A 12,667-nucleotide genomic window follows, 5' to 3' on the forward strand; every position below is an offset into this window, starting at 1 on the left:
GTGCGGGCAGACCCGTTCAAAGTGGTGCGGGAGCGGAGGGAGCCGGTCGTGGGAGGACCGCCGAGTGCCGCGCAGCGGCGGGTCATCGAGGGAGCCGATCCGGAGACGGGGCGGCTGCGGGGGACGGAGACACAGCTCGCCGCGCTGGTGAGGCGCGGGCTGGCGTTCCGGCACCCGAGACCGCCGCACGATCACTTCCTGACTCCGGCGGGGCAGCGGATACGGGAGCAGGAACCGCCCGCGAACCCGGAAACACCTGCTTCCGGCGGGGTCTTCTCGGCACGGGTCGGTGGCGAGGAGGGGACCGCGGCGTCCGGTCCCGCCCGGCTGCGCGAGGTGCGCGGCGCCTGGCAGGGGCTCCTGGAGATGCGACGGATGACCAACCGGGACGGCGCCACGGACCGCCCCTGTGCGTGGGAGCGGGGTCATCTCGTACGCGCCGCCGCGCTCGCCCTGGAAGCGGCCGGGCATCAGCCGGAGGGCGCGGAGACACCCGGCTACCGGGTGCGCGCCACCCCGCAGCCGGAGGCGGTCGCCGTGTACGCCCCGGGCGAGAAGGCGCTGCGCGCCTGCGCGACCACCCTGGAGGAGGCGGGCTGGCAGCCCGGCGTGTGCACCGAGCCCCGTACCCGGGTGCGCTATCTGCTGGCATCCCCGCGCCGGGTGTGAGCCGCGTGCCAAGATCGGGTGACCGGAGAAGTCCGACGCGAGAAGGGGACGCAGTGCCCGAACCGTTTTCCGTCCGTGTGACCGTCCGCGGCTACGAGACCGACACCCAGGGCCACCTCAACCAGGCGGTCTACCTCAACTACGCCGAGCACGCCCGCTGGTCCCTGCTCCACGCCGCCGGGATCAGCCAGGCGCGCCTGGTCGGTCGCGGTGTGGGACCGGTCGCCCTGGAGACCACGATCCGCTTCCGGCACGAACTCCTCGCCGGTGACGAGGTCGACGTGACCTGCGCGTTCGAGTGGACCGAGGGCAAGACCTTCCGCATCCGCCAGGAGATACGCAAACTGGACGGCACCCTCGCCGCCGAGGTCACGGCGGTGGGCGGTCTGATGGACCTGGAGCGGCGGAAGCTGGTGACCGACCCGCGCGAGGTGTTCAAGGAACTGGCCACGGACCTCGACGTGTTCGGTCTCTGAGCGCCCCGCGCGTCGTCCGCTCGGGCGCGCTCACTCCCCGTCCGCGATCCGCGCCAGCCGCCGCGCCTCGGCACGGGTCGCGCGGGCGACCGCCTCCTCGTCCACGTGCAGCAGGCGTCCGTCCGCCACGATCTGCCGTCCGCCGACGAACGACGCCGTGACCGGAGCCGCCGCGCCCAGGACCAGGGCGGCCACCGGGTCCGCGATGGAGGCGTGGGCGAGGGTGTCCATGCGCCACAGGACCAGGTCGGCCAGCTTGCCCGGCTCCAGGGAGCCGGTCTCCCGGGAGCGGCCCAGGACCTGGGCGCCGCCGAAGGTGCCGAGGCGGAGTGCCTGGCGGGCGGTGAGGGCGGACTCGCGGTGCGGGCCGAGGCGGTTGACCAGGAGGGCGTTGCGCAGTTCGGTGTGGAGTTCTCCGGACTCGTTGGACGCCGTGCCGTCCACGCCGAGCCCCACCGGGACGCCCGCCCGGAGCAGGTCGGGGACGCGCGCGATGCCGGCCGCGAGGCGGGCGTTGGAGGAGGGGCAGTGGGCGACGCCGGTGCCGGAGCGGGCGAAGGCGGCGATGTCGGAGTCGTTCATGTGGACGCAGTGCGCCATCCACACGTCCTCGCCGAGCCAGCCGGTGGACTCGAAGTAGTCGGTCGGACCCATGCCGAACAGCTCGTGACAGAACTTCTCCTCCTCCACCGTCTCCGAGCCGTGCGTGTGCAGTCGCACACCGAGCCGTCGCGCCAGCTCCGCGCCGTCCCGCATCAGTTCGGTCGAGACGGAGAAGGGCGAGCAGGGCGCGACCGCCACCTGGGTCATCGCGCCGAAGGACGCGTCGTGGTGCTCGCGCACCGTCGCCTCCGTGGCCGCCAGCGCGTCGTCCAGGGACTCCACCGCGAAGTCCGGGGGCAGCCCACCGTCCGACTCGCCCCGGTCCATCGAACCCCGGGCCAGGGTGAAGCGCACGCCGGTCTCGCGGGCGGCGCCGATGATCGCCCCGGAGAGGTCGCCGGTGCCGCGCGGATACACGTAGTGGTGGTCCATCGCGGTGGTCACTCCGCCGCGCGCCATCATCGCGAGGGAGCCCTGCGCGGCCACGCGGACCATGTCCTCGTCCAGGCGCGCCCAGGTCGGATAGAGCGCGACCAGCCAGTCGAAGAGGTTGTGGTCGGTGGCCAGACCCCGGGTGAGCCACTGGTAGAAGTGGTGGTGGGTGTTGACCAGTCCGGGGGTCGCGAGGTGCCCGTCGGCGTCGATGCGGCGTACGACGTTCTCCAGGGCGGCGGGCGCCGGTCCCGCGCCGACCGACTCGATCCGGTCGCCCGCGAGGACCAGATGCCCCGAGGCGTACTCGGTGTCGTCCGCGTCGACGGTCGCGATCGCGCAGTTCTCGATGACGATGCGCTCGACTGCTGCCACGGGTGCGTCCTTTGCGCTCGGGGATGGCTCAGAGGTTGGTGAGGTCCACCGGGATCGCCGCCTCGCGCCCCTCCCGGAGCACGGTCGCCTCGATGAGGCCGTAGGGCCGGTCGGCGGCGAGGTACACCTCGTTGTCGTTGGTCAGCCCGAAGGGTGCGAGGTCGACCAGGAAGTGGTGCTTGTTCGGCAGCGAGAGCCGGATCTCGTCGATCTCGTCGCGCGCCTCCAGCACCTGGGCGCCCATCGCGTACAGGGTCTGCTGGAGGGAGTACGAGTACGTCCCGGCGAAGGCCGTCAGCAGATGGCGCCGGGTCTCCTCGTACGAGACGTCCCAGTCGGGGGTCTTGCCCTCGCCGGTCCAGCCGTACCGCCAGCGGGCGGTGACCTCGGTGGCCAGCACGCGGTCGTACGCCTCGGGGAGGGTCGTGTACTCGTCCTTCGCGTACCCCCAGAACTCGGAGTCGGTGGAGTTGAGCACCACCAGGTCCGCGAGACCCGAGACGACCTCCCACGCCGAGCCGTCGTAGGTGATCTGGGCGAGCCGGGTCTCCTGGCCCTTGCGGACGAAGGAGTGGCCGCCGTCCGGGGCGCCGGGCAGCGTGATCCGCTCCCAGGCGTACTCCTCGATGCGGATACGGGCGCGCCCGATCGCCTCCTGCGAGGTGACGAAGTGCCGGGCGAGGAGGATGCCGAACGCCTCGGCGGACTCGATGCCGTGCTGCTGGGCGAAGGCGTACACCGTGTTCTTGGTGGTGTCGGTCGGCAGGACGCTGGCGTTGGAGCCGGAGTAGTGGACCTCGTCCATCGCGCCGCTCAGCGTGACGGAGACGTTGAGGTCCTTGATGTGGTGGGTGGAGCCGTCGCGGGTGATCCGGACGACCCGGTTCTCTGCCTTGCCGTACTGGTTCTGCCCCAGGAGGGCGGGACCGGCGGGGCGGGACACATCTGCCATGGTGCTAACTCCCTCGGTATACGGAGTAGCCGAACGGGCTGAGCAGCAGCGGTACGTGGTAGTGCTCGCCGGGGCGTACGGCGAAGGTGACGGTCACCTCGGGGAAGAAGGCGGACACCCCGGCTGCGGTCTCGGCGAGGTACGACTCGACGGCGAAGTCCAGCCGTACCGCACTCGTGCCCTCGGGCGGGTCGGGCAGGTCGCGGCAGCGGCCGTCGGCGTCGGTGGCGCCGGTGCCCGCCTCCCGCCAGTCGGCGCCGGGCGCGGCACGGGCGAGGAGCCGTACGGCGATGCCCTCGGCGGGTCGCCCGGCGGCGGTGTCGAGGACGTGGGTGGAGACGGAGGTGGTGGGCATGGGTCACGCGTCCTTGGCGACGAGGCGGGTCAGCCGGATGCGGTTGATCCTGCCCAGTTCGGCGCGGGCGATCTCCCTCTCGCGCTCCGGCGTGTTGCCGATGCGCTCCTTGAGGGCGTCGCGCATGTGCTCGGCGGTCAGTCCGGTGGCGCAGATCAGGAAGACGTGGCCGAACCGTTCCTGGTAGGCGAGGTTCAGCTCCAGCAGCTCCGCGCGCAGGTCGTCGGAGGCGCCCGCCATGCCGCGCTGCTCGCGGGCGGAGGCGGGGTCGCCGGGCTTGGGGCGTCCGATGGGCGGGTGACCCGCGATCGCCTCGGTGAGACCGGGCTCGTCCAGCTCGGCGAGGGCGGTGTCGGCGGCGGCGTACAGCTCGTCCGGGGTGGCGTACGGCCGGGCGGCGAGCAGGCGGCGGGTCCACTCGGCGGCGGCGCAGACCTCGTGGAGGGCGGCGCTGGCCGCGGGTTCCTCCAGGGCGTTGAACCGGGCAAGACCCGGGGGTGTCGCTGGCGAAGTCACGGGCGCCTCCGTGGCCGCTCGGGCCGTCGTGCCGGACGAGGTGCGGTCAGCTAACGCCCGACGGCGACGGCACGTCAACACTTTGTTGAAAATTCCGGGTTAACAGACCCCGGAAGGCGGCGCGGTCCCTGTCCGGCGGCGCGGTCCCTGTCCGGTCGACGCCCCTCAGCGCCCCTTCTCCCGGTTGAGGTAGTTGTAGATGGTGAAGCGGCTGACGCCGAGCGCCCCGGCCACGGTCTCCACCCCGTGCCGTACGGCGAAGGCGCCCCGCGCCTCCAGCGTCCGTACGACCTCCTGCTTGGCTTTGCGGTCCAGGTCGGCCAGCGGACGGCCCTGTCCGCGCTCCATGGCGGCGAGGATGTGGTCCAGGGAGTCCGCGAGCTGGGGCAGCCGTACGGCGACGACGTCGGCGCCCGCCCAGGCGAGGACCACGTCGTCGGGTCCCGCCTCGTCCGGCGGGAGGAGCCGGCCGCCCATGGCGTCGACCAGCGGTTTCACGGCCGCGATGAAGGGCTCGTCCGGGGCGGGGGTCATCTGCCCTCCTCCTCGGCGCCGATCACGTTGACCTGGAGGGAGATCCGGGTGGCGCCCGCGCCGAGGGTGCGGCGCAGCACCTCGTCCAGGGCGGCGAGCACCCCGTCGGCGCTGCCCTCGACCGTGTTGCCGAACGGCCCCACGTCCACGGCGTCGAGCCCGGCGCCCTCGATGACCTCGCGGGCCACCAGCGCGTGCGCGGGAGCCTCGTCCAGGTCGAAGGGTTCGGTGGTGAACTCCGCTCTCAGTCGCACGGGTGCCCCCTGACGTGGTGGATCGCGCAGTGCGGCCCGTCCGGCGTGGCGTGCCCCTGCCGTTCGCTGACGACCTTAACGGAGGGCGCGGGGACGGGGGTCGGCGGAGGCCGGGGCGGCTGCGGCTTGGACCGGCCCTGCGGAGTGCGGTCCGCAGGGCCGGTACGTCACTTCGGCAGCTCGCTCTCGTCGGTCGCCCAGGTGGTGTTGGGCGCCGCGCTCAGGCGGAAGTCCAGCCTGCCGCCGGAGCGGAGGGCGTCGGGACCGAGCCAGGAGCGGGTGAGGGGACGCCCGTTCTGGCGTACGGCGTCGACGTAGAGGTGGGTGTCGTCGGCGTCGGGGGCGGTGAGGACGAGGTCGCGGTGGTGCGGGCGGGCGACGGTCGCCTTCGGGAAGAGCGGGGCGCCGAGCAGGAGGGTGGCGCTGCCCGGGGTCTCGGGGTAGATACCGAGGGCGGAGAAGACGTACCAGGCGGACATGGTGCCGAGATCGTCGTTGCCGGGGAGTCCGCCGGGTCCTGTGGTGTAGACGGTGTCGAGGATCTGGCGGACGGTCGCCTGGGTCTTCCAGGGGGCGCCGAGGGCGTTGTAGAGCCAAGGGGCGTGGATTCCGGGCTCGTTGGTGGGGTCGTAGCGCAGGGCGTCGCCGCCGCGCACCGACCAGGAGCCGTCCGGCTTGTGGAAGAACCCGTCGAGCCGCGCTTCTGCCTGCGCACGCCCGCCCATCGCCTCGGCGAGACCCTGGACGTCCTGCGGGACCATCCAGGTGTACGTGGCGCTGGTGCCCTGTGCGAACCCGAGGTCGCTGCCCGGGCTGAACGGCGTGACCCAGGAGCCGTCGAGGCGGCGAGCCTGGATGTAACCGGTGTCCGGGTTGAAGACGTTGCGCCAGTAACCGGCGCGCTCGGTGAAGGACTTGGCGTCCTCGGTGCGGCCGAGCAGCTTCGCCCACCGGGCGAGTCCGAAGTCCGCGACCGCGTCCTCCAGGGTCTCGGCGGCGCCGCCCCAGCAGTGGCACACGTCCTGGGCGGCGTAGTGCGAGGTCAAGTACTGGGCGAGGTTGGGGCGTTGCCCCTCGCACTGGCCGGGGCAGCCCGCGTCGGAGAGGTCGGCGGGGGTGGGGACGGTGGCCTGGTGGACGAGCGAGGCGTAGGCGCCCTTGTAGTCGAAGTCGCGCACTCCCATGGCGTAGAAGGTCGCCAGGGTCGCGGCGGAGGGGTCGCCGGTCATCACGTGGGTCGCGCCGCTGATGTGGACCCAGCGGTCCCACACTCCCCCGTTCTGCCGGGCGAAGTTGTACAGCGACTGCGCGAAGTCGCCCGCGACGGTGGGCCGTAGCAGGGCGAGCAACTGGATCTGCGCGCGGTACTGGTCCCAGCCGGAGAAGTTGCTGTACTGCGCCCGCTGTCCGCGCGCGAGCCGGTGCACCGCCTGGTCCATGCCCCGGTAGCGGCCGTCGGTGTCGCTGATCAGGTTGGGCTGCATGAGGGAGTGGTAGAGCGCGGTGTAGAAGGTGGTACGACGGGCTGCGCTGCCGCCCTCCACGCGTACGGTGCTCAGCTCGCGATCCCAGGCGCGCGCCCCTGCGGCTGCCACGTCGGCGACGCTCGCGTGCGGGGCGATCTCGTGGCGGAGGTTGGCCTCAGCGCCCGCGAGGCTGACGTAGGAGATGCCGATCCGCATGTGGACATCGTTGTCAGCGTGGGTGTCGAAGCCGACCCAGCCGCCGGAGCCGCGTCCCGCCCGGTCGTTGCCGGTGGCGTACCCCTCGCCGCCGTCCGCCGAGGTGCCGCCCGGCGAGAGCGTGCCGTCGTGCCAGGTGCCAGTGGTGGCGAAGTCGCGGTCGAAGGTCGCGCTGAAGTGGAGGCGGTAGTAGCTCTTGCGGTTGTTGGTCCCGCCGTTGGCGCGGCGACCGCAGAACGCGCCGGTCAGCACCCAGCCGGTCACCTTGCGGTGGGCGGCGTCGATGTCGACGTGCGCGTCCTCGCTGCCGTTGAGGGAGTTGGACACGCGGAACAGCAGGCTGGCCGGGCGGTCCGCCGGGAAGCTGAAGTCCGCGACGCCCGCGCGCTCGCTCACCGCCAGGTCGGCGGAGGCACCGGAAGCGAGACCGAGGGTGTAGCGCCCTGGCACCGCCTTCTCGTCGGCGTGGGAGAAGTCGGCGGCGTACACCGCGTCCCTGGTGTCCGCGCTCGGCGAGGAGGTCACGTCCCCGGTGAACGGCATGATCGGCACGTCCCCCGCCGCGCCGGGGTGGCATCCGGCGCCGTTGACGTGGGTGAGGCTCAGTCCGCGTATCCGGGTGGTGTTGTACGCGTAGCCGTTCGCCGCCCCCGTGTTGGTCTGGTCCCCGGTGGTGCTCGTGGGCGACCAGGCGATCATGCCCTGGGGCAGGGTGGCGCCGGGGAAGGTGTTGCCGCCGTTCGCGGACCCGAGGAGCGGGTCCACGAGCCGCGAGAGCGGCTCCCCGCCGGTCGCCGCCACGGCCGGGAAGGGGGCCGCCGCGGCGAGAGCGGTGGTGACCGCCGCCACGGCGGTCCGCGTACCGAACCGTCTCACCGCACGCGCTAACAGGTGACGCATCGTCAAGTCGCCTTTCCAAAAGGGACAGTGGGCGACGCGAGGCTAGAGGGGCGGCGGGTGCGGCGGAAGGGGCCGGGGGCTGCGGATGATGAAGCCTGGGCGAACTCTTGCGGTGTCCCTCCGGGGGTGGGGGGCGCCGGGCGCGTGGTGTGGACCGGTCCGGCGGGCGCGCGGCGAACTCTCCCGTTGCCCTCCCGGGGGCGGGGTGCGGCAGGCGCGCGGCGCGGACTGATCCGACGGATGCGCGGCGACCTCTCCGTCGCGCCCGGGTGGGGGTGTGCCGAGCGCGCGGTGTAGATCGGTCCGGCGGGCGCGCGGCGAACTCTCCCGTTGCCCTCCCGGGGGGGCGGGGCGCGGCAGGCGCGCGGCGCGGACCGGTTCGACGGGCGCGCGGCGAACTCTTGCGCCCCCCGGGCGGGGGACGCGCCGGGCACGCGGCGCGGACTGCTCCGACGCGTGCGGCAAACCTTCGCCGCTGGCCCTGCCGGGACGGTCTGCGCTGCGGTACGGGGCACGGACCCCTCCGACGTGCGCGCCCCCGCCGTCGGCAGGAGGCTGGACCCATGGCCGCACCGCACCACCCCCACATCGTCGTCCACGCCCCCGCCCTCGACGGCTCCCGCCGCGTCACCGAGGGCGACGTCACCCTCGGCCTCGCCTCCCACCTCGACGACGTGATCGAGATCCTCCGCATGGCCGACCTGGACCGCGTCGAGGTCGAGGAGAGCGACCTGATCGACTGGCAGGGGGGCGGACCGGACGAGTGGCCGGGGTTGTCGGAGCCGGAGCCGTAGCCCTGGCGGGCCTGGGGGGACGGTCAGGCGTCGGGGTCGACGTCCGGGTGCGTGAACCGCACCGGCTTGCCCAGCGACCGGGCGTAGGCGATTTCGGCGCGGGTGCTGTCTCCGACGTAGCCGCCGACCACGAGCACCTCGTCAGCAAGCCGGATCTTCGCCCGGTGCAGATCGTCGAGTCGGACCTTCAGCGCCTCCGCCTCGACAGGATCGGACCAGAGCGCGTGCGGCGACTTCAGGTCGCAGCCCGGCTTGACGACGATCCTTCCGGCCATGGTCTCCCGCAGATCGGCCTCGGTCATCTCCGTCATGAATCGAGTGGAGCCGCAGATCACGACGATACGCGGAAGCCTCAGCCGCTCCTTGGCGTCGGCGAGTCCCTCCTCGGGGGTGAGCGGTCGCGGGTATGGCACGGCACCCGTGTCGGCCGGCTCTTCCGGCGGGACCGGATCGTCGCAGAATCCCATGCACGCAGCGTGACACAGGCCAGTGACAACGCCCGGCGCTCCGACGAACCCGCCCAACCTCAAATCAAGCTCTGAACCTGCCCGAGAATGCTTCAACCGCCCGCCGGGACGGGCAGATTACGTCCACACGGGGCGCGCCGGGACGGGGGCGGCGAGGTCCCGTACGGGGGACTCGTGGGGCGTGGCCCGGCCGGTCGGGCCACGGGGGTGGCCGCGCCCCACGGGGTATGCCCCCAGGGGATGTGCACGGCGACCTCACGCCGCCCGACCTCACGCCGGTCGCCCCCGGTCGGCACCCGGCACCGGTGAGCCCCGCCTCAGTCTCCTCAGCCCCCGCGGACCTCCCCGTACGTCTCCCGCAGCTCCACCTTCCGTACCTTGCCCGAGACGGTCATCGGGAACGCCTCCAGGATCTGCAGGCGGCTGGGGATCTTGTAGTGGGCGAGCCGGTCGCGGCAGTACGTGTGCAGCTCGTCCAGGGTGAGCGGGTCCGCCGGGTCGTGGGGGACGACGCAGGCGAGGACCTCTTCGCCGTAGCGCTCGTGGGGGACGCCGACCACCTGGACGTCGCGGATCTTGGGGTGCCCGTAGAGGAACTCCTCGATCTCGCGCGGGTAGATGTTCTCGCCGCCCCGGATGATCATGTCCTTGATGCGCCCGACGATCTCGACGTACCCGTCCTCGCGCATCACCGCGAGGTCCCCGGTGTGCATCCAGCGCCCCGCGTCGATCGCCTCGGCGGTGCGTTCGGGTTCGTCCCAGTAGCCGAGCATCACGCTGTAGCCCCGGGTGCACAACTCTCCTGCCGCGCCCCGGGGTTGGGTGACACCCGTCGCCGGGTCCACGACCTTGACCTCCAGGTGGGGCAGCACGCGGCCGACGGTGCCGCAGCGGTGTTCCAGGTCGTCGTCCACGCGGGTCTGGAGGGAGACCGGGGAGGTCTCGGTCATGCCGTAGCAGATGGAGACCTCCGCCATGTGCATCTCGGCGACGACCCGCTTCATCACCTCGACCGGGCAGGGTGAGCCCGCCATGATGCCGGTGCGCAGGGTGGAGAGGTCGTACTCCGCGAAGTCGGGGAGGTTCAACTCCGCGATGAACATGGTGGGTACGCCGTACAGCGAGGTGCAGCGCTCCCGCTGGACCGCCTCCAGGGTCGCCTTCGGCTCGAAGGACGGCGCGGGGATCACGATGCAGGCGCCGTGCGAGGTGGCCGCCAGGTTGCCCATCACCATGCCGAAGCAGTGGTAGAAGGGCACGGGTACGCAGACCCGGTCCCGCTCCGTGTACGAGACCAACTCACCCACGAAGTAGCCGTTGTTGAGGATGTTGTGGTGGGAGAGGGTCGCTCCCTTCGGGAAACCGGTCGTCCCCGAGGTGTACTGGATGTTGATCGGGTCGTCACAGGACAACTCCGCGTCGCGGGCGTCCAGTTCGGCGGCGCCCAACCGCTCGCCCCGCGTGCCGAACTCCTCCCAGCCCGGCTCCCCGAAGTACACCGCCTCCCGCAACTCCGGGCACCTGCCGCGCACTTCCTCCACCATGGCGCGGTAGTCGCTGGTCTTGTGAGCCGGGGTCGCGAACAGCAGGGAGATGCCCGCCTGGTTGAGCACGTACTCGACCTCGTGCGTGCGGTACGCCGGGTTGATGTTGACCATCACGGCGCCGACACGGGCGGTGGCGTACTGCACCAGCATCCACTCGGGGCAGTTGACCGCCCAGACGCCGACGCGGTCGCCCTTGGCCACCCCGCTCGCGAGCAGTGCGCACGCCAACCGGTCGACGTCGGCGGCGAATTCGGCGTAGGTCCAGCGCCGCCCGGAGGGCACGTCGACCAGCGCCTCATGGTCCGGCCAAGTGGACGCCGTACGGCGGAGGTTCGCGCCGATGGTGTCGCCGAGCAGGGCGGTGTCGCCCGTGCCGTGCGTGTACGACAGGGCAGCGGTCACCGGAAGTCCTCCTCGCGGTACTCGTCGTCCGAGCCCGCCGCCGTGGCCTCGCGCAGCTCGATGCGGCGGATCTTGCCGGAGATGGTCTTGGGCAGCGGACCGAACTCCAGCCTGCGCAGCCGCTTGTAGGGCGCGAGCACCTCGCGGGAGTGCTCGAAGAGGGTCTTCGCGGTGCCGGGTCCGGGCTCCCAGCCCTCGGCGAGCACGATGTACGCCTTCGGTACGGCGAGCCGCAGTTCGTCCGGCGCGGGCACCACGGCGGCTTCCGCCACCGCCTCGTGCTCAAGGAGCGCGCTCTCCAGCTCGAAGGGACTGATCTTGTAGTCGGAGGCTTTGAAAACATCGTCCGCGCGCCCGACATACGTAAGATATCCGTCTTCGTCCCGCGACCCGATGTCCCCCGTGCGGTAGTAGCCGCCCGCCATCGCCTCCTCCGTGCGCTCCGGGTCGCCGTGGTAGCCGGTCATCAGCCCCACCGGGCGGGCGGACAGGTCGAGCGCGATCTCGCCCTCGGTGGCGCCGGGCGCGCCGGTCACCGGGTCGAGGAGTTCGATGCGGTAGCCGGGTCCGGGGCGACCCATGGAGCCCGAACGCAGTTCCTGGCCGGGGCTGTTGGCGATCTGGACGGCGGTCTCGGTCTGCCCGAAGCCGTCCCGCACGGTGACGCCCCAGGCGCGGCGGACCTGGTCGATGACCTCGGGGTTGAGCGGTTCTCCGGCGGCGACCGCCTCCCGGGGCTTGGTGGCGAGCTGGGTGAGGTCCGCCTGGATGAGCATCCGCCACACGGTGGGCGGCGCGCAGAAGGTGGTGACCTGGGCCCGGTCCATCTCGGCCATCAGCCGACCGGCGTCGAAACGGCTGTAGTTGACGACGAAGACGGTCGCCTCGGCGTTCCACGGCGCGAACAGGTTGGACCAGGCGTGCTTGGCCCAGCCGGGCGAGGAGATGTTGAGGTGGACGTCCCCGGGCTTGAGACCGATCCAGTACATGGTGGCGAGGTGACCGACCGGGTACGAGGTGTGGGTGTGTTCGACCAGCTTGGGCTGGGCGGTGGTGCCGGAGGTGAAGTAGAGCATCAGCGGGTCGTCGGCGAGGGTCGGACCGTCCGGCAGGAACTCGGGCGAGACCGTGTACGCGTCCTCGTACGGCTCCCAGCCCTCCTCGGGCAGCCCGCCGACCGAGATGCGGGTGTAAGTCCCGGGCACCTCCTCGAACTTGGCGGTGTCGGCGGCCCGTACGACCACGTGCTTGACGTCACCGCGGGCGACCCGGTCGCGCAGGTCGGCGGGGCCGAGCAGCGGGGTGGCGGGGATGACCACGGCACGCAGCTTCATCGCGGCGAGCATGGTCTCCCACAGCTCGGTCTGGTTGCCGAGCATGACGAGGACGCGGTCACCGGCGGCGACGCCCCGCTCGCGCAGATGGTTCGCGACCCGGGACGAGCGGGTGGCCAGGTCCGCGAAGGAGAGCCGGGTCTCGCCGCCGTCCTCCTCGACGATGTGCAGGGCGGTGCGGTCGTTGCCGTCCGCGATCACGTCGAACCAGTCCAGCGCCCAGTTGAAATGCTCGGGCCGGGGCCAGCGGAAGCCCTCGTAGGCGGCCTGGTAGTCCTCCCGGTTCTCCAGCAGGAAATCGCGGGCGCTGCGGAACAGCTCCGTCGGCGTCGTCATCGGTGTCCTCCTCGCGGCTGCGGTCGCCCGCCGAATCGG

General features: G+C 72.1%; 13 protein-coding genes. 3 read left to right on the plus strand and 10 right to left on the minus strand.

The window, feature by feature from the left end; translation table 11 throughout:
- Window positions 1-48: 48 nt before the first annotated feature.
- Together IF655_RS12665 and IF655_RS12670 are read left to right on the plus strand one after the other, a co-directional pair.
- Window positions 49-669, plus strand: a complete 621-nt coding sequence (locus IF655_RS12665; RefSeq protein ID WP_199584642.1) for a hypothetical protein — start codon at window positions 49-51, stop codon at window positions 667-669.
- Window positions 670-722: 53 nt separating this feature from the next.
- Window positions 723-1,145 carry a thioesterase family protein gene (locus IF655_RS12670; RefSeq protein ID WP_199584644.1) on the plus strand — a complete coding sequence of 141 codons (423 nt, stop codon included), beginning with the start codon at window positions 723-725 and terminating at the stop codon, window positions 1,143-1,145.
- 30 nt (window positions 1,146-1,175) lie between these two features.
- Here IF655_RS12670 and IF655_RS12675 read toward each other — a convergent pair whose 3' ends face one another.
- From IF655_RS12675 to IF655_RS12705, 7 genes are all read right to left on the minus strand, one after another.
- The gene (locus IF655_RS12675; RefSeq protein WP_199584653.1) at window positions 1,176-2,555 is read right to left on the minus strand and encodes an 8-oxoguanine deaminase; all 1,380 of its coding nucleotides are present in this window, start codon (window positions 2,553-2,555) and stop codon (window positions 1,176-1,178) included.
- A gap of 28 nt (window positions 2,556-2,583) precedes the next feature.
- Window positions 2,584-3,507, minus strand: coding sequence for a factor-independent urate hydroxylase (gene pucL, locus IF655_RS12680; RefSeq protein ID WP_199584654.1), 924 nt, complete (start codon window positions 3,505-3,507; stop codon window positions 2,584-2,586).
- Between the two features lie 4 nt (window positions 3,508-3,511).
- Window positions 3,512-3,862 carry a hydroxyisourate hydrolase gene (gene uraH, locus IF655_RS12685; RefSeq protein WP_199584656.1) on the minus strand — a complete coding sequence of 117 codons (351 nt, stop codon included), beginning with the start codon at window positions 3,860-3,862 and terminating at the stop codon, window positions 3,512-3,514.
- Window positions 3,863-3,865: 3 nt separating this feature from the next.
- Window positions 3,866-4,378 carry a 2-oxo-4-hydroxy-4-carboxy-5-ureidoimidazoline decarboxylase gene (gene uraD, locus IF655_RS12690; protein WP_199584659.1) on the minus strand — a complete coding sequence of 171 codons (513 nt, stop codon included), beginning with the start codon at window positions 4,376-4,378 and terminating at the stop codon, window positions 3,866-3,868.
- Window positions 4,379-4,543: 165 nt separating this feature from the next.
- Window positions 4,544-4,912, minus strand: coding sequence for a helix-turn-helix domain-containing protein (locus tag IF655_RS12695; protein ID WP_199584661.1), 369 nt, complete (start codon window positions 4,910-4,912; stop codon window positions 4,544-4,546).
- The gene (locus IF655_RS12700; protein ID WP_199584663.1) at window positions 4,909-5,166 is read right to left on the minus strand and encodes a hypothetical protein; all 258 of its coding nucleotides are present in this window, start codon (window positions 5,164-5,166) and stop codon (window positions 4,909-4,911) included. Before IF655_RS12700 ends, IF655_RS12695 begins: the two co-directional genes overlap by 4 nt.
- Window positions 5,167-5,333: 167 nt before the next feature.
- Complete coding sequence (locus IF655_RS12705; RefSeq protein ID WP_199584669.1) at window positions 5,334-7,748, minus strand: GH92 family glycosyl hydrolase; 2,415 nt, start codon at window positions 7,746-7,748, stop codon at window positions 5,334-5,336.
- Window positions 7,749-8,311: 563 nt separating this feature from the next.
- Here IF655_RS12705 and IF655_RS12710 point away from each other — a divergent pair.
- Entirely contained in the window at window positions 8,312-8,542 is a 231-nt protein-coding gene (locus tag IF655_RS12710; protein ID WP_199584670.1) for a hypothetical protein, read from the plus strand.
- A 23-nt stretch (window positions 8,543-8,565) separates the two neighbouring features.
- Here the strand turns inward: IF655_RS12710 and IF655_RS12715 are convergent, their stop codons facing one another.
- From IF655_RS12715 to IF655_RS12725, 3 genes are all read right to left on the minus strand, one after another.
- Entirely contained in the window at window positions 8,566-9,009 is a 444-nt protein-coding gene (locus IF655_RS12715) for a hypothetical protein (RefSeq protein WP_206775756.1), read from the minus strand.
- 326 nt (window positions 9,010-9,335) lie between these two features.
- Complete coding sequence (locus IF655_RS12720) at window positions 9,336-10,958, minus strand: AMP-binding protein (RefSeq protein WP_199584672.1); 1,623 nt, start codon at window positions 10,956-10,958, stop codon at window positions 9,336-9,338.
- Window positions 10,955-12,628: an AMP-binding protein gene (locus IF655_RS12725; protein WP_199584673.1), complete on the minus strand. Its 1,674-nt coding sequence runs from the start codon at window positions 12,626-12,628 to the stop codon at window positions 10,955-10,957. Before IF655_RS12725 ends, IF655_RS12720 begins: the two co-directional genes overlap by 4 nt.
- Window positions 12,629-12,667: the final 39 nt, after the last annotated feature.

Source organism: Streptomyces sp. DSM 110735 (assembly GCF_016482685.1).
GTDB lineage: Bacteria > Actinomycetota > Actinomycetes > Streptomycetales > Streptomycetaceae > Streptomyces.